This is a genomic window from Pseudomonas sp. 1121_17, assembly GCF_052850745.1.
This window is the reverse complement of the sequence record NZ_VXCX01000010.1, coordinates 149,259-164,751: the sequence shown is the minus strand read 5'-3', so window position 1 is coordinate 164,751 and position 15,493 is coordinate 149,259. Positions and strand designations below refer to the sequence as shown.

Annotated in this window: 12 protein-coding genes; 1 reads left to right on the top strand and 11 read right to left on the bottom strand. The window is 61.8% G+C overall.

Annotated elements, in window-relative coordinates; genetic code table 11:
• Positions 1-27 precede the first annotated feature (27 nt).
• Positions 28-1,245 (bottom strand): bifunctional glutamate N-acetyltransferase/amino-acid acetyltransferase ArgJ, encoded by a 1,218-nt coding sequence (gene argJ, locus FW789_RS18345; protein WP_446431836.1) that lies wholly within the window; start codon positions 1,243-1,245, stop codon positions 28-30.
• Between the two features lie 171 nt (positions 1,246-1,416).
• Positions 1,417-4,152: a preprotein translocase subunit SecA gene (secA, locus tag FW789_RS18340; protein ID WP_101321982.1), complete on the bottom strand. Its 2,736-nt coding sequence runs from the start codon at positions 4,150-4,152 to the stop codon at positions 1,417-1,419.
• Between the two features lie 361 nt (positions 4,153-4,513).
• Here secA and FW789_RS18335 point away from each other — a divergent pair, with 361 nt between their 5' ends.
• Positions 4,514-4,975, top strand: a complete 462-nt coding sequence (locus FW789_RS18335) for a DUF721 domain-containing protein (RefSeq protein ID WP_103438471.1) — start codon at positions 4,514-4,516, stop codon at positions 4,973-4,975.
• 60 nt (positions 4,976-5,035) lie between these two features.
• Here the strand turns inward: FW789_RS18335 and lpxC are convergent, their stop codons facing one another.
• From lpxC to murD, 9 genes are all read right to left on the bottom strand, one after another.
• Positions 5,036-5,947 carry a UDP-3-O-acyl-N-acetylglucosamine deacetylase gene (gene lpxC / locus FW789_RS18330; protein WP_101321984.1) on the bottom strand — a complete coding sequence of 304 codons (912 nt, stop codon included), beginning with the start codon at positions 5,945-5,947 and terminating at the stop codon, positions 5,036-5,038.
• Positions 5,948-6,059: 112 nt separating this feature from the next.
• Entirely contained in the window at positions 6,060-7,256 is a 1,197-nt protein-coding gene (gene ftsZ / locus FW789_RS18325; protein ID WP_101321985.1) for a cell division protein FtsZ, read from the bottom strand.
• A 55-nt stretch (positions 7,257-7,311) separates the two neighbouring features.
• Positions 7,312-8,571 carry a cell division protein FtsA gene (gene ftsA, locus FW789_RS18320; RefSeq protein ID WP_101321986.1) on the bottom strand — a complete coding sequence of 420 codons (1,260 nt, stop codon included), beginning with the start codon at positions 8,569-8,571 and terminating at the stop codon, positions 7,312-7,314.
• A gap of 14 nt (positions 8,572-8,585) precedes the next feature.
• Complete coding sequence (locus FW789_RS18315) at positions 8,586-9,455, bottom strand: cell division protein FtsQ/DivIB (RefSeq protein WP_101321987.1); 870 nt, start codon at positions 9,453-9,455, stop codon at positions 8,586-8,588.
• Positions 9,456-9,460: 5 nt separating this feature from the next.
• Positions 9,461-10,417 (bottom strand): D-alanine--D-alanine ligase, encoded by a 957-nt coding sequence (locus FW789_RS18310; RefSeq protein ID WP_103438473.1) that lies wholly within the window; start codon positions 10,415-10,417, stop codon positions 9,461-9,463.
• Positions 10,414-11,868 carry a UDP-N-acetylmuramate--L-alanine ligase gene (gene murC / locus FW789_RS18305; RefSeq protein WP_101321989.1) on the bottom strand — a complete coding sequence of 485 codons (1,455 nt, stop codon included), beginning with the start codon at positions 11,866-11,868 and terminating at the stop codon, positions 10,414-10,416. The genes FW789_RS18310 and murC overlap by 4 nt, the downstream gene beginning before the upstream one ends.
• Positions 11,861-12,940, bottom strand: coding sequence for an undecaprenyldiphospho-muramoylpentapeptide beta-N-acetylglucosaminyltransferase (murG, locus tag FW789_RS18300; protein WP_446431835.1), 1,080 nt, complete (start codon positions 12,938-12,940; stop codon positions 11,861-11,863). The genes murC and murG overlap by 8 nt, the downstream gene beginning before the upstream one ends.
• Positions 12,930-14,147 (bottom strand): putative lipid II flippase FtsW, encoded by a 1,218-nt coding sequence (gene ftsW / locus FW789_RS18295; RefSeq protein ID WP_103438475.1) that lies wholly within the window; start codon positions 14,145-14,147, stop codon positions 12,930-12,932. The genes murG and ftsW overlap by 11 nt, the downstream gene beginning before the upstream one ends.
• A complete protein-coding gene (gene murD, locus FW789_RS18290) occupies positions 14,144-15,490 on the bottom strand; it encodes a UDP-N-acetylmuramoyl-L-alanine--D-glutamate ligase (protein ID WP_446431856.1) in 1,347 nt (448 codons plus the stop codon). The genes ftsW and murD overlap by 4 nt, the downstream gene beginning before the upstream one ends.
• Positions 15,491-15,493 lie beyond the last annotated feature (3 nt).

Here is a 15,493-nt window from a genome sequence, read left to right as displayed (position 1 = left end):
TGGCCAGACCAGGGCGCAGGCCAATGATCAGGTCCGGTATTCGGCGTTGATCTTGACGTACTCGTGGGACAGGTCGGTGGTCCAGATGGTCTCGCTGCACTGGCCGCGACCCAGCTCGATACGAATAGTGATCTCTTCTTCGGCCATGACCTTGGAGCCTTGCTCTTCGGTGTAACTTGGGCTGCGCCCGCCTTTGCTGGCGATGCACACGTCACCGAGGAAAACGTCGATCAGGCTGACGTCCAGCTCAGGCACGCCAGCCCGGCCGACGGCAGCGAGGATACGGCCCCAGTTGGGATCGGAGGCGAACAGCGCGGTCTTGATCAGCGGCGAATGCGCCACGGCGTAACCGACGTCGAGGCATTCCTGGTGATTGCCACCACCGTTGACCTGCACGGTGACGAACTTGGTCGCGCCTTCGCCATCACGGACGATCGCCTGGGCTACTTCCATGCACACTTCGAACACTGCTTGCTTCAAGGAGTCGAACAGCTCGCCCTTGGCTTCGGTCACTTCAGCGACCTTGGCCTGGCCGGTGGCAATCAGCATGCAGCAGTCGTTGGTCGAAGTGTCGCCATCGATGGTGATGCGGTTGAACGACTTGTTGGCGCCGTCGAGGATCAGATCCTTGAGCACCGCCGGAGCGACCTTGGCGTCGGTAGCGATGTAGCCAAGCATGGTCGCCATGTTCGGGCGAATCATGCCGGCGCCTTTGCTGATGCCGGTGACGGTGATGGTCTGGCCATCGAACTGGAACTGACGGCTGGCACCCTTGGGCAGGGTGTCGGTGGTCATGATGCCGGTAGCGGCTTCAGCCCAGTGATTTTCCGAAAGGTTGTCCAGTGCAGCCTGCAGCGCGGCCTCGATCTTCTCGACCGGCAGCGGCTCACCGATCACACCGGTGGAGAACGGCAGCACCGCCTGGGCGTCAACGCCGGTCAGCTCGGCCAGTTTGGCACAGGTGCGCTCAGCGGCGGCCAGGCCTGGTGCGCCGGTACCGGCGTTGGCATTGCCGGTATTGGTCAGCAGGTAACGCACGGTGCCCTGCACGCGTTGCTTGGCGAGGATCACCGGCGCCGCGCAGAACGCGTTGAGGGTGAACACGCCAGCCACGCTGGAGCCTTCGGCGCAGCGCATTACCACGACGTCCTTGCGCCCAGGGCGCTTGATGCCCGCCGAAGCGATGCCAAGTTCAAAACCGGGAACCGGGTGCAGAGTGGGCAAAGGACCAAGACCAACAGCCATTAGAGCGCTCCTAGATAAAAAACAGATAGGTTCCATGAAACAAAGCCGCCCCAACTGACACCTTTACGGTGCCTGTAGGAGCGGCCTTGTGTCGCGATGGGCTGCAAAGCAGCCCAAAAATCTCAAGCCAGCAGCGGCCTTAGATCACTCGCATCACTCGCATCACTCGCATCACTCAATGGTGCCGTGGCAATGCTTGAACTTCTTGCCCGAACCACACCAGCATGGCTCATTACGACCCAGCTTCTGGTCATTGCGAACCGGCGCGGCGGCAACGGCGACTTCAACGCCCTCTTCGCTCAGCTGCTCGCTTTCCAGGCCTGGTGCCGGAGCATGTTCAAACTGCATACGCTGGGCCAGCTCTTCGGCGTCGCGACGCAGGCGGGCTTCTTCTTCGATCGGGTCTTCGCGGCGAACCTGTACGTGCGACAGCACACGGATGGCGTCGCGTTTGATCGAATCGAGCAGTTCCTGGAACAGCGTGAACGACTCGCGCTTGTACTCCTGCTTCGGGTTCTTCTGCGCATAACCACGCAGGTGAATGCCGTGACGCAGGTGATCCATGGTCGACAGGTGGTCTTTCCACAGGTCATCCAGCACGCGCAGCAGGATCTGCTTCTCGAAGGTGCGCAGAGCCTCTTCGCCGGCCTGATCTTCTTTCTCGGTGTATGCGCTGGTGATCTCGCTCAGGAGCTTCTCACGCAGGGTTTCTTCGTACAGGTGGTCGTCTTCATCCAGCCATTGCTGGATCGGCAGCTTGATCGCGAAATCGCTGGCCAGCGCCGCTTCGAGACCGGCCACATCCCACTGCTCAGGCAGCGATTGCGGCGGAATGTGCTGGCTGATGGTGGTATCGAGGACTTCCTTACGGAACTCTTCGATGGTGCCGCCCAGGTCCTGCGCAGCCAGCAGGCTGTTGCGCATGTGGTAGATCACCTTGCGCTGTTCGTTGGCCACGTCATCGTATTCGAGCAGTTGCTTACGAATATCGAAGTTGCGCCCTTCGACCTTGCGCTGAGCTTTTTCGATGGCGTTGGTCACCATGCGGTGCTCGATGGCTTCACCGGACTGCATGCCCAGGGCCTTCATGAAGTTCTTCACCCGGTCAGAGGCAAAGATGCGCATCAGGCTGTCTTCCAGCGACAGGTAGAAGCGGCTCGAACCCGGGTCACCCTGACGACCGGAACGGCCACGCAGCTGGTTGTCGATGCGGCGCGACTCGTGGCGCTCGGAGGCGATCACGTGCAGGCCGCCGGCCTCGATCACTTGCTGATGACGCTTCTGCCAGTCGGCCTTGATGTGCGCAATCTGCTCGGCAGTCGGGTTTTCGAGTGCCGCGACTTCCGACTCCCAATTGCCGCCCAGAAGGATGTCGGTACCACGGCCGGCCATGTTGGTGGCGATGGTCAAAGCGCCTGGCGCACCGGCCTGGGCAATGATCTCGGCTTCTTTTTCGTGGTACTTGGCGTTGAGCACCTTGTGCTCGATGCCTTCCTTGTTGAGCAATGCCGACATGTGCTCGGAGGTCTCGATGGTCGCCGTACCGACCAATACTGGACGCCCGCTGGACATGCTTTCCTTGATGTCGGCAATGATCGCCAGGTACTTCTCTTCGGCGGTCAGGTACACCAGGTCGTTGAAGTCTTTACGCGCCAACGGCTTGTTCGGCGGAATGACCATCACGTTGAGGTTGTAGATCTGAGCGAATTCGAACGCTTCGGTGTCTGCAGTACCGGTCATGCCGGACAGCTTGTTGTACAGACGGAAGTAGTTCTGGAAGGTGGTCGAAGCCAGGGTCTGGCTTTCGGCCTGGATGTTCAGGTTTTCCTTCGCTTCGATGGCCTGGTGCAGGCCCTCGGAGAGACGACGACCCGGCATGGTCCGACCGGTGTGCTCGTCGATCAGCAGCACCTGACCGTCCTGGACAATGTACTCGACGTTGCGGTGGAACAGCTTGTGCGCGCGCAGGCCGGCATAGACGTGGGTCAGCAGGCCCAGGTTGTGCGCCGAATAGAGGCTCTCGCCTTCAGCCAGCAAGCCGGCCTGGGTGAGCATCTCTTCGATGTACTGGTGGCCGGCTTCGTTGAGCTCGACCTGACGGCTCTTCTCATCGATCGAGAAGTGGCCTTCCTGGGTGACCTGGCCTTCGACTTCTTCAATGTGCTGGGTCAGCTGCGGGATCAGGCGGTTGATTTCGATATACAGCTTGGAGCTGTCTTCAGCCTGGCCGGAGATGATCAGCGGGGTCCGCGCTTCGTCGATCAGGATCGAGTCGACTTCGTCGATCACGGCGAAGTTCAGCTCACGCTGGAACTTCTCGTCGACACTGAAGGCCATGTTGTCGCGCAGGTAATCGAAGCCGAATTCGTTGTTGGTGCCGTAGGTGATGTCGGCAGCATAGGCGGCGCGCTTGTCTTCCGGCGGCTGGAAGGCCGAGACAATGCCAACCGACAGGCCGAGGAATTCGTACAACGGGCGCATCCAGTTGGCGTCGCGGCGGGCCAGATAGTCGTTGACCGTGACCACGTGCACGCCTTTGCCGGACAATGCGTTGAGGTACACCGCCAAGGTACCGACCAAGGTCTTGCCTTCACCGGTACGCATCTCTGCGATCATGCCTTCATGCAATGTCATGCCGCCGATCAGCTGGACGTCGAAGTGGCGCATACCCATCACACGCTTGCCGGCCTCGCGGGCTACAGCAAAGGCTTCCGGCAGCAGTTGGTCGAGGGTTTCGCCTTTGGCCAGACGCTCTTTGAACTCGGCGGTCTTGCCGCGCAATTGCTCATCGGAGAGGGCCAACATTTTCTCTTCGAAGGCATTGACGGTGGTTACCGTCTTGAGCAGGCGTTTGATCTCGCGCTCGTTCTTGCTTCCAAAAAGTTTCTTTAACAAAGGCGCAAACATATCGGCAGGATCTTCCACACTTAGGGATGGAGGGCGGCCCCATGAGTCGCCCGAGCAGCCCTTGGGCCGCATGCGAACGAGCATTCTACCCGGAAACGATGGTGAGGAAAGTGGTCGATTGCCACGATGCTGGCACAGCGCTAGGGTGGGGACGGTTCTTAGATGAGGGTGATTATTACAAGTTCAAGGTTTGCTGAAGATGAAAGCTGCCGAGAATCTCTATTATCCTGCACAACATGCCTAGCCCCCGGTAATTGCGTGCTGATCCAGGGCAACTGCATCACCTGTCCCCACCGGCAATCACTCAGCGCTGCGCACGCAGATGCTAAGATGGCCATTCTGTAACTTCCTGCGTACCGTCATGGCTTACAAACCCTCGCCCGCCCGGCTGCCGGCCGCGCTCCTGCGTGAAGTCCGACCGCTACGACTGCTGCTCAATCAGGCTGAACGCCTGGTGCATCTGCAGCGTTTGCTCGAAAGTCAGCTGCAACCGGCGGCCCGTGAGCACTGCCACGTGGCCTCCTGGCGCGACGGTGTGTTGCTGCTGGTGGTCACCGATGGCCACTGGGCCACGCGCCTGCGCTATCAGCAAAAACGCCTGCAACGGCAACTGATCGAACTTGAAGTATTCGCCAACCTGCGGCGGATCCTGTTCAAGGTGCAGCCGCCAGTGATCCCGGCCAAACGCGGCGGGCACCCGACCCAGCTCTCCGGCGATGCCGCGCAGAGCCTGCGCGAAACCGCCGCAGGCATTGACGACCCCAAGCTCAAAGCGGCTCTGGAGCGCCTGGCATGCCACGCCCAGAACAAGCCTCAGCGCTGAGTTCTGCCCAATAAAAAGGCCACCCGAAGGTGGCCTCAATGAACTAGAGAGTGTTCGAACTTACACAGCCGCAACAGGGCGCATGTAGGAGATCGGTGCCGTACTGGCATCTTCGAAGGTGACCACTTCCCAGGCATCTTTTTCTGCAATCAGCTTGCGCAGCAGCTGGTTGTTCAGCGCGTGTCCGGACTTGTAGCCCTTGAACTCGCCGATCAGGCTGTTGCCGAGCAGATACAGATCGCCTATGGCATCGAGAATCTTGTGCTTGACGAACTCGTCTTCGGAGCGAAGGCCGTCTTCGTTGAGCACGCCGGTCTCATCGACAACGATGGCGTTATCGACGCTGCCACCCAGTGCCAGATTCTGCTCGCGCAGATACTCGATGTCGCGCATGAACCCGAAGGTCCGTGCACGGCTGACTTCTTTCACGAACGAGGTGCTGGAGAAGTCGACGCTGGCACTTTGGGTCTGGTCCTTGAGGACCGGGTGATCGAAGTCGATCTCGAAGCTCACCTTGAACCCTTCGAAAGGCAGGAAGGTTGCGCGCTTGTCGCCATCCTCCACTGACACTTCACGCAGGATGCGGATGAACTTCTTGGCTGCGTCCTGCTCTTCCAGGCCGGCAGACTGAATCAGGAATACAAAGGGACCGGCGCTGCCATCCATGATCGGCACTTCCGAGGCGGAGAGCTCGACGTAGGCGTTATCGATGCCCAGACCCGCCATGGCGGAGAGCAAGTGCTCGACCGTATCGACCTTGACGTCACCGTTGACCAACGTCGTCGACATGGTTGTCTCGCCAACGTTGGCCGCACGAGCCGGAATCTCGACCACAGGATCGAGGTCGGCGCGGCGGAAGACGATGCCGGTATCCACAGGCGCAGGCTTGAGGGTCAGGTAGACCTTCTCACCGGAGTGCAGACCGACACCTGTGGCACGGATAATGTTCTTCAGGGTGCGTTGTTTAATCATGGCATTGGCCGCTTCAGCGCAAATTGCGAATTGGTATCAACAAAGGCTGAGGATGATAACAGACCCGTCCTTTGCTGAATACCAATCACCTTTATAGCCCTGATAAATTCCATCAATCAGCCTGACGACGCAGGAAGGCTGGGATGTCCAGGTAATCCAAGTCATCTTGCGGGTTGAGTTTAGCGGCTGCAGCGGCACCTGCATGGGCCTGGTTACGCATCACGGTTGGACGCTCCAGGTCACGGTAGTTGACCGCTGGCTGCTCCTGGCGAGCTGGTGCCGGGTTCGACGCCTCGTAGGCCGCTTGAGCGGTCTGCAAAGTATTGTCGACAACCTTGACCGGCTTCTCGATGCGCGCACCCAGGCCAGTGGCCACAACGGTTACGTGCAGCTCGTCGCGCATGTCCGGGTCGATCACGGTACCGACCTTGACCATCGCGTGGTCGGAGGCGAAGGCTTCGATGATGCTACCGACGTCGGAGTACTCGCCCAGCGACAGGTCAGGACCTGCGGTGATGTTCACCAGAATACCGCGGGCACCCTGCAGGTTGACGTCTTCGAGCAGCGGGTTGCGAATGGCCGCTTCGGTGGCCTCGCGCGCACGGTTCGGACCGCTGGCGCAGCCAGTGCCCATCATCGCCATGCCCATCTCGCCCATCACGGTGCGCACGTCGGCAAAGTCGACGTTGATCATGCCGGGACGCTTGATGATGTCGGAGATACCGCGCACGGCACCGGCCAGCACATCGTCAGCCTTGGCAAAGGCCGACAGCAGGCTGGCGTCCTTGCCGAGAATGGTCAGCAGCTTCTCGTTGGGGATGGTGATCAGCGAGTCGACGCTTTCAGCCAGCATGCGGATGCCTTCATCGGCGATCTGCATACGCTTGCGGCCTTCGAACGGGAACGGACGGGTCACCACCGCAACGGTGAGGATGCCCATTTCCTTGGCCACTTCGGCGATGATCGGCGCTGCACCGGTACCGGTACCGCCACCCATGCCAGTGGTGATGAAGACCATGTTGGTGCCCTGCAGCACCTCGGCAATACGCTCACGGTCTTCCAGCGCGGCCTGACGACCGACTTCCGGATTGGCACCGGCACCAAGGCCCTTGGTAACACCAGTACCCAGTTGCAGAATGGTCCGTGCGCCAATGCTTTTCAGCGCCTGGGCATCAGTGTTGGCGCAGATGAACTCGACGCCTTCAATGCTGCTTTTGACCATGTGATTGACGGCGTTGCCACCACCACCACCGACGCCGATCACCTTGATGACCGGGCTTTGCGGGACGTTGTCTACGAGCTCGAACATTTTCCCTCTCCTTACAGTTCTCTAGTTGTTTCGCCTACCACTACTGCTTTGAAACTTAGAAGTTGCCCTGGACCCAGCGCTTGAGACGCTCAAGCACTGGAGCCTTCGGTTCCTCGCCATAGCTGTTGCTGCTGTTGCTATTGCCGGTCAGGGTCAGGTCCTCGGACTGCTTGAGCAGACCGTAGGTGAGCAGGCCCACACCGGTGGAGTAAATCGGGTTGCGTACCACGTCGCTGAGGCCACGCACGCTGTGCGGGACGCCGAGGCGTACGGGCATGTGGAAAATCTCTTCGGCCAGCTCCACAGCGCCTTCCATCTTCGCCGTGCCGCCGGTGAGGACGATGCCGGCTGGGACCAGGTCTTCATAGCCGCTGCGACGCAGCTCAGCCTGAATCAGGGTGAACAGCTCGTCGTAGCGCGGCTCGACCACCTCGGCCAGGGCCTGACGCGACAGTTCGCGCGGCGGCCGGTCGCCAACGCTTGGCACCTTGATGGTTTCGCCGGCACCGGCCAGCTTGGCCAGGGCGCAGGCGTAGCGAATCTTGATTTCTTCGGCGTACTGAGTCGGTGTACGCAGGGCCATGGCGATGTCGTTGGTGACCTGGTCGCCGGCAATCGGGATCACTGCGGTGTGGCGGATCGCGCCTTCGGTGAAGATGGCGATATCGGTGGTACCACCGCCGATGTCGACCAGGCACACGCCGAGCTCTTTCTCGTCATCGGTCAGCACCGAGTAGGCCGAGGCCAGTTGCTCGAGGATGATGTCGTCGATTTCCAGGCCGCAGCGGCGTACGCACTTCTCGATGTTCTGCGCCGCGTTGACCGCGCAGGTCACCACGTGCACCTTGGCTTCCAGACGCACGCCCGACATACCCAGCGGCTCGCGAACGCCTTCTTGGTTGTCGATCACGTAGTCCTGCGGCAGGGTGTGCAGCACGCGCTGGTCAGCCGGAATCGCCACAGCCTGGGCAGCGTCGAGCACGCGCTCGAGGTCAGCCGTGCTGACTTCGCGGTCGCGAATAGCGACGATGCCGTGCGAGTTGAGACTGCGGATGTGATTGCCGGCCACTCCGACAAAAGCCGAGTGAATGCGGCAGCCTGCCATCAACTGGGCTTCTTCGACGGCGCGCTGGATCGACTGCACGGTCGACTCGATGTTCACCACCACGCCCTTCTTCAGGCCGCGGGAGGGATGAGTGCCGATCCCGACAATCTCCAGGGTGCCGTCTTCGCCGACTTCACCGACCAGCGCCACCACCTTGGAAGTGCCAATGTCCAGCCCGACGATCATTTTGCCGCTATGCGCGTTTGCCATGGTCCTGCCTCTCTCTAATTCTTCGCAACGGCGGGTTGGGCCGTCGTCGGTGCAATCGGTTCCCGCCAGCCAACAGCCAGGCCGTTGGCGTAGCGCAGATCAATGCGGGCGATATTGGTGATCTGCTCTTTGAGTGTCTTGTCGTATATGGCAATGAAACGGCGCATCTTTTCGACCAGGTGGTCGCGCCCGAGCAACAGTTCGATACCTGGGCCGGCACTGCCGGCACCGGTGGTCAGGAACCAGCTGCCGCGTTCACGCAGCTCCAGCCGCGCAATCGAGAAGCCCATCGGCCGCAGCATCTGGCTCAACACCTGATACTGCTGCATGACTTGTTGCTGAGCGCGCTGCGGGCCGAACAGCTGCGGCAGGTGCTCGTAGTTGGCCAGCTCGCGCGGGGTGAACGCTTCGCCCTGGTTGTTGAGCAACGCCTGATCCCCCCAGCGCGCCACGGGCAGTTGTTCTTCCAGGCGAATGACCACTTCGTCCGGCCAGACCCGGCGCACTTCGGCGTGGGCAATCCACGGCATCTGTTCAAGCTCGGCACGCATCGCGCCCAGGTCGACACTGAAGAAGCTGGCCGCTACAAACGGTGCGATACGTTGCTGCACCGCCTGCTGGCTGATGTAGCTGAGGTCACCCTGCACGGCGATCTTGGTGATCGGCCGGTCAGCGTAAGGCATCAACCGCACAGCGCCTTCGTAGGCAGCAAAGCCCGCAGCCACCAGCAGCACCGGCCACAGCAAGCGCTTGAGCACGCTGAAGTTGGCCTTGGGCAGGCGCGCAGACATCGGCTCCTGGGCCACCATTCGGCTGGCACCGCGCGGCACCGGCTTGTTACGGCCGGGTGCAGGAGGCTGCTGACGAAGCATCGCGCCTTGCATGCTGATTAACCTCGCGTCTCGACGCTGGCAGCCAGGATCGCCAGCACCAACTGCTGGAAGTCCAGGCCGGCCGCGCGGGCCGCCATGGGCACCAGGCTATGATCAGTCATGCCTGGCGCGGTGTTTACTTCGAGCAGCCAGAAGCGGCCCTGCTCGTCCTGCATTACATCCAACCGGCCCCAGCCTTCGATGCCGATGGCATCACAGGCGCGCGCGGTCAGATCGATCAGTTCTTGTTCCTTGACACTGTCCAGCCCGCACGGAATGCGGTACTGGGTGTCATTGGCGATGTATTTGGCGTCGTAGTCGTAGAACACATGCGGCGTACCGAGGGCGATCGGCGGCAGCACCTGGCCACGCAATACGGCGATAGTGAACTCCGGGCCGTGGATCCATTGCTCGACCAGGACTTGCGAATCGTACTTGGCGGCGTCTTGCCAGGCGGCGACCAGCTCTTGCGTGCTGTTCACCTTGGCCATGCCGATACTGGAGCCTTCATGGGCCGGTTTGACGATCAATGGGAAGCCCAGTTCCGTACCGGCTGCAATACAGTCCTGTTCGCTGGCCAATACCGCGTGACGCGGGGTTGGAATACCCAGGCTTTGCCACACCTGCTTGGTGCGCAATTTGTCCATGGCCAGCGCCGAAGCGAGGATGCCGCTACCGGTGTAGGGGATGCCGAGGCACTCGAGCAGGCCCTGCATGCTGCCGTCTTCACCGCCACGGCCGTGCAGGATGATGAAGGCGCGATCGATCTTCTCGCGCTGCAGACGCTCGAGCAGATCATCACCAACATCGATGGCCACGACGTCGACACCGGCGCTTTGCAGCGCGCCGATTACCGCCTCACCGGATTTGAGCGAGACTTCGCGCTCGGCGCTTTTGCCACCGTACAGCACCGCTACGCGGCCAAACGCGGTGACGTCGAGCGTCGAGTGCAACTGGGCGTAAGTGGCGGTCATTGCGGCTTCTCCTGTTTGGCGACGGCACCGGCAAACAGCGGGCTCTTCATCAGTTGTGGGGCGAGGCCACCAATGTCACCCGCGCCCTGGCACAGCAGGATGTCGCCGGCACGCAGCAGGGGCTTGACCAACGGCGCCAGCTCGACGCCGCGCTCGATGTAGATCGGGTCGAGCTGACCACGCTGGCGGATGCTGTGGCACAGCTGACGGCTGTCGGCGCCCGGGATCGGCTCCTCACCGGCTGGGTAGACTTCCATCAACAGCAGCACGTTGGCGTCGGCCAGGACCTGAACGAAGTCGTCATACAGGTCACGGGTGCGGCTATAGCGGTGCGGCTGATAGACCATCACCAGGCGCCGGCTCGGCCAGCCGCCGCGCACGGCCTTGATCACGGCAGCCACTTCGGTTGGGTGGTGACCGTAGTCGTCGACCAGCATCACGTCGCCGCCTTCGACCGGCAGTTCGCCATACACCTGGAAGCGTCGACCGACACCCTGGAAGCCCGACAGTCCCTGAACGATGGCGGCATCGCTGATGCCTTCGTCAGTGGCGATGGCTATGGTCGCCAGCGCGTTGAGGACGTTGTGGTTGCCAGGCATGTTGACCGACACATCGAGCGGCTCGCAGTCGCGACGCAGCACGGTGAAGTGGGTCTGCATGCCCTGCTGGCGCACATTGATGGCGCGGATGTCCGCCTCATCGCTGAAGCCGTAGGTCACGGTCGGACGCTTCACCAGCGGCAGGATCTCGCGCACCACCGGGTCATCCAGGCACATCACTGCCAGCCCGTAGAACGGCAGGTTGTGCAGAAACTCGACAAAGGTCTTCTTCAGTTTGTTGAAGTCGCCTTCATAGGTGGCCATGTGGTCGGCATCGATATTGGTGACCACGGCAACCATCGGTTGCAGGTGCAGGAAGCTGGCATCGCTTTCATCTGCTTCGGCAATCAGGTAACGGCTGGCGCCGAGCTGGGCATTAGTGCCCGCTGCGGTCAGACGACCACCGATGACGAAGGTCGGATCCAGCCCACCGGCGGCGAACACCGAGGCCAGCAAGCTGGTGGTGGTGGTCTTGCCATGGGTACCGGCCACGGCAATGCCATGGCGATAGCGCATCAGCTCGGAGAGCATCTCCGCACGCGGTACTACCGGGATGCGACGCTCCAGCGCAGTGGCGACTTCCGGGTTGGCCGGGTTGATCGCACTGGACACCACCAGCACATCGGCGTTGGCGGCGTTCTCGGCACGGTGACCGACAAAGATCTGTGCGCCGAACGACTGCAGGCGTTGGGTGACCGGCGACTCTTTGAGGTCGGAGCCAGACACTTCATAGCCCAGGTTGAGCAGGACTTCGGCAATGCCGCACATGCCCACACCGCCGATACCGACGAAGTGAATACGGCGAATACGGCCCATCTTTGGTTGCGGCATGGCTTTTTGCGCTTCAACCATGGGCCACCTCCAGGCAGATATCGACTACGGTGCTGGTTGCAGCAGGCTTGGCCAGGCGCCGTGCGGTGCCGGCCATGGTGTTGAGTTTCTCGGGTTGCATCAGCACCTCGTTCAGGCGGTCAGCGAGTTGCGCTGCGCCAGTTGTCGCTTGTGGCAGCAGGAAGGCAGCGCCTTCCCGGGCCAGATAATGGGCATTGTGGGTCTGGTGGTCGTCGATGGCGTGCGGCAATGGCACCAGCATCGAAGGCAGGCCTGCCGCCGCGAGTTCGCTGACGGTCAGGGCACCGGCCCGGCACACGACCAGATCGGCCCAGCCGTAGACATGGGCCATGTCCTTGATGAACGGCTCGACCTGCGCCTCGACGCCAGCCTCGCGATAACGCTCGGCGGTGATCGGCGCATGTTGCTTGCCAGCCTGGTGGAACACTTCCGGACGCAGCTCAGGGGCTACTTCCGACAGGGCCTTAGGCAGCAATTTGTTCAATGGTTCCGCACCCAGGCTACCGCCCAGCACCAACAGCCGTGCCCGGCGCTCGCCGAGTGGGGGGCGCTGGGCCTCGAGGAACAGCTCCGGACGTACCGGATTACCTGTGGTACGGCGCTTGTCGCTGGTGGCGAAGGTGTCCGGGAAGGCTTCGCAGACCCGCGCAGCCAGTGGTACCAACAGACGGTTGGCAGTGCCGGCGCGGGCATTCTGCTCGTGAATCACCAGCGGCACGCCGCACAGCTTGGCAGCGACGCCGCCGGGGCCGGTGACATAGCCGCCAAAGCCGATCACGCACACTGGCTTGAGCTGGGCGATGATCTTGCGCGCCTGCATCACCGCCTTGATCAGGGTGAACGGCGCCTTGAGCAGCGACAATTTGCTTTTGCCACGCAGGCCGCTGACCTGAATCAGGTGCAGCGGCAGACCCGCTTGTGGCACCAGCTCGTTTTCGATGCCGCGCGGGGTACCCAGCCAGTGCACGCTATAGCCGCGCGCCTGGAATTCGCGGGCACAGGCCAGCGCCGGGAACACGTGGCCACCGGTGCCGCCGGCCATGATCAGTACGTTTTTACCGTCAGCGGCCATGGTTGCTGGTCTCCTCGGCAAAATCGCTTTCGTTGAATTCATGCTCTTCGCTGCCCAGGTGGGTGCGACTCTCCCACTCGATGCGCAGTAACAAGCCAACGCAGGCGCAACAGATCACCAGCGAGCTGCCGCCGTAACTGAGGAACGGCAGGGTCAGGCCCTTGGTCGGCAGCAGGCCGACGTTCACGCCGATGTTGATCAGGAACTGACCAATCCACAGGAATGCCAGGCCGAACGCCATATACGCCGCGAAGTACTGCTTGGCCTTCTCGGCCCACAGGCCGATATACAGGGCACGCACGGTGACGAACACGAACAGCGCGACGGTGCACAGGGTGCCGACCACGCCGAGCTCTTCGGCCAGTACCGAGAACACAAAGTCGGTATGCGCTTCGGGCAGGTAGAACTGCTTCTGTACGCTGTTGCCCAGGCCAACCCCCAACCACTCACCGCGACCAAAGGCGATCAACGCCTGGGTCAACTGGTAGCCGGAACCGAACTGATCGGACCACGGGTCGGTAAAGGTGATGAGCCGCGCCATCCGATATGGCTGGGCCTGCACCAGGACGAACACGGCCACAACCGCCAGCACCACCATCAGCGAGAAGCGGAACAACCCCACCCCGCCGAGGAACAGCATTGCGGCAGCCGCGCCCATCATCACTACAGTGGCGCCGAAGTCCGGCTCCATCAGCAGCAGCCCGGCCATCGGCAACAGCACGATGAACGGCTTGAAGAAGCCCATCCAGCTTTCACGCACTTCCTGCTGACGGCGTACCAGGTAGCCAGCCAGATAGATCACCACGAAGACCTTGGCGATCTCCGACGGCTGCACGTTGAAGAAGCTGAAACCAATCCAGCGCATCGAACCGTTCACCTCACGGCCAATACCGGGTACCAGTACCAACACCAGCAAGCCAAAGGCGCCGATCAGCATCATGAAACCCATGCGCTGCCAGGTTGCGATCGGCACCAGCAGGGTCACGCCGCCGGCGGCCAGACCGATGGCCACGTAAACCAAGTGGCGGTACATGTGGTAGAGCGGGTTGCCCGACTGGGCCGCAGCCACTTCCGACGAGGCCGAGGTGATCATCACCAGGCCCAGGCCGAGCAATGCCAGGCAGCCGGCAAGGAAGGCGAAATCAAGGTCGATGCCACGGCCACTGATCAGTGGCGACGGATAGGGTTTGAGGATGCCGAAAATCATGCCAGGCCCTCCACCGCTTGCGCGAACAGCTGCCCGCGTTGCTCGAAGTTCTTGAACATGTCGAGGCTGGCACAGGCTGGCGAGAGCAGCACGGCATCGCCGGGCTGCGCCAGCGCGGCGCACTGCAGCACAGCTTCATCAAGCGTGTTGACATAAATCTGCGGCACTTGCTCGGCCAAGGCCTGACCCAGACGCTGAGCGTCACGGCCCAGTAACACTACTGCGCGGCAGTAGCGTGCAACGGGTTCGCGCAAGGCGGCAAAGTCAGCGCCTTTGCCGTCGCCGCCGGCGATCAGCACCAGCTTGCCGTCGATGTCGGCCCCCAGCCCTTCAATAGCGGCAAGGGCCGCCCCGACGTTGGTCGCCTTGGAGTCGTCGTACCAGCTGACAGCGTTGTGCTCGCGAACCCACTGGCAGCGGTGCGCCAGGCCGGCGAATTCGCGCAGCGCTGCAAGCATCGGCTCGAACGGCAGGCCCGCGGCATGCCCCAGGGCCAATGCGGCCAGCGCATTGCTCTGGTTATGCGCGCCACGGATCTTCAGCTCGCGTACCGGCAGCAGGTTTTGGAATTCGAAGGCCAGGTATTTTTCGCCATCGACTTCGCGCAGGCCAAAAGCCTTGAAGTCCGGCGTATTCAAACCAAAGCTGAAGCATGGCCGGCCTTCAACCGGCAGTGGCCGGCTCAGCGCGTCCTGACGGTTGACCACAACCTGATGGGAACCGCGGAAGATCCGGTGCTTGGCCAGGTGATAGGCCGGCAGGCCGCTGTAGCGGTCCATGTGGTCTTCGCTGATATTGAGCACGGTGGCCACTTCGGCGTTGAGCTGGTCAGTGGTTTCCAGCTGGAAGCTGGACAGCTCCATCACGTACAGCTCGATGCTGTCGTCGAGCAGGTCCAGCGCCGGCGTACCGAGATTGCCGCCAACTGCCACACGCTTGCCGGCCTTGGCCGCCATCTCGCCCACCAGCGTTGTCACCGTGCTTTTCGCATTGGAGCCGCTGATCGCGATGATCGGCGCCTTGGCGTTACGGGCAAACAGCTCGATATCACCAGACAGCTTTACTCCGCGCGCGGCAGCAGCCTGCAAGGCAGGCGTCGCCAGTGCCAGGCCCGGGCTGACGTACAGCTCGTTGGCGCGGCAGAGGAAGTCGACATCCAGTTCACCACAGCGTACTTCCACCTGCGGGTAGTCCCGGCGCAAGGTGTCCAGTTCCGGCGGTTGCTCGCGCGTGTCGGCGACCGCAAAGGCAATGCCCCGGCTCGCCAGGAAGCGAACCAGGGACATGCCGCTCTTGCCGAGGCCGACAACGATGCGGAATTGGTCGGAAGCGATCAATGACACGCT

Excerpts from the sequence above, each read along its gene's own strand:
- argJ (WP_446431836.1), bottom strand. The coding sequence starts at position 1,245 with ATGGCTGTTGGTCTTGGTCCTTTGCCCACTCTGCACCCGGTTCCCGGT.
- secA (WP_101321982.1), bottom strand. The coding sequence starts at position 4,152 with ATGTTTGCGCCTTTGTTAAAGAAACTTTTTGGAAGCAAGAACGAGCGC.
- FW789_RS18335 (WP_103438471.1), top strand. The coding sequence starts at position 4,514 with ATGGCTTACAAACCCTCGCCCGCCCGGCTGCCGGCCGCGCTCCTGCGT.
- lpxC (WP_101321984.1), bottom strand. The coding sequence starts at position 5,947 with ATGATTAAACAACGCACCCTGAAGAACATTATCCGTGCCACAGGTGTC.
- ftsZ (WP_101321985.1), bottom strand. The coding sequence starts at position 7,256 with ATGTTCGAGCTCGTAGACAACGTCCCGCAAAGCCCGGTCATCAAGGTG.
- ftsA (WP_101321986.1), bottom strand. The coding sequence starts at position 8,571 with ATGGCAAACGCGCATAGCGGCAAAATGATCGTCGGGCTGGACATTGGC.
- FW789_RS18315 (WP_101321987.1), bottom strand. The coding sequence starts at position 9,455 with ATGCAAGGCGCGATGCTTCGTCAGCAGCCTCCTGCACCCGGCCGTAAC.
- FW789_RS18310 (WP_103438473.1), bottom strand. The coding sequence starts at position 10,417 with ATGACCGCCACTTACGCCCAGTTGCACTCGACGCTCGACGTCACCGCG.
- murC (WP_101321989.1), bottom strand. The coding sequence starts at position 11,868 with ATGGTTGAAGCGCAAAAAGCCATGCCGCAACCAAAGATGGGCCGTATT.
- murG (WP_446431835.1), bottom strand. The coding sequence starts at position 12,940 with ATGGCCGCTGACGGTAAAAACGTACTGATCATGGCCGGCGGCACCGGT.
- ftsW (WP_103438475.1), bottom strand. The coding sequence starts at position 14,147 with ATGATTTTCGGCATCCTCAAACCCTATCCGTCGCCACTGATCAGTGGC.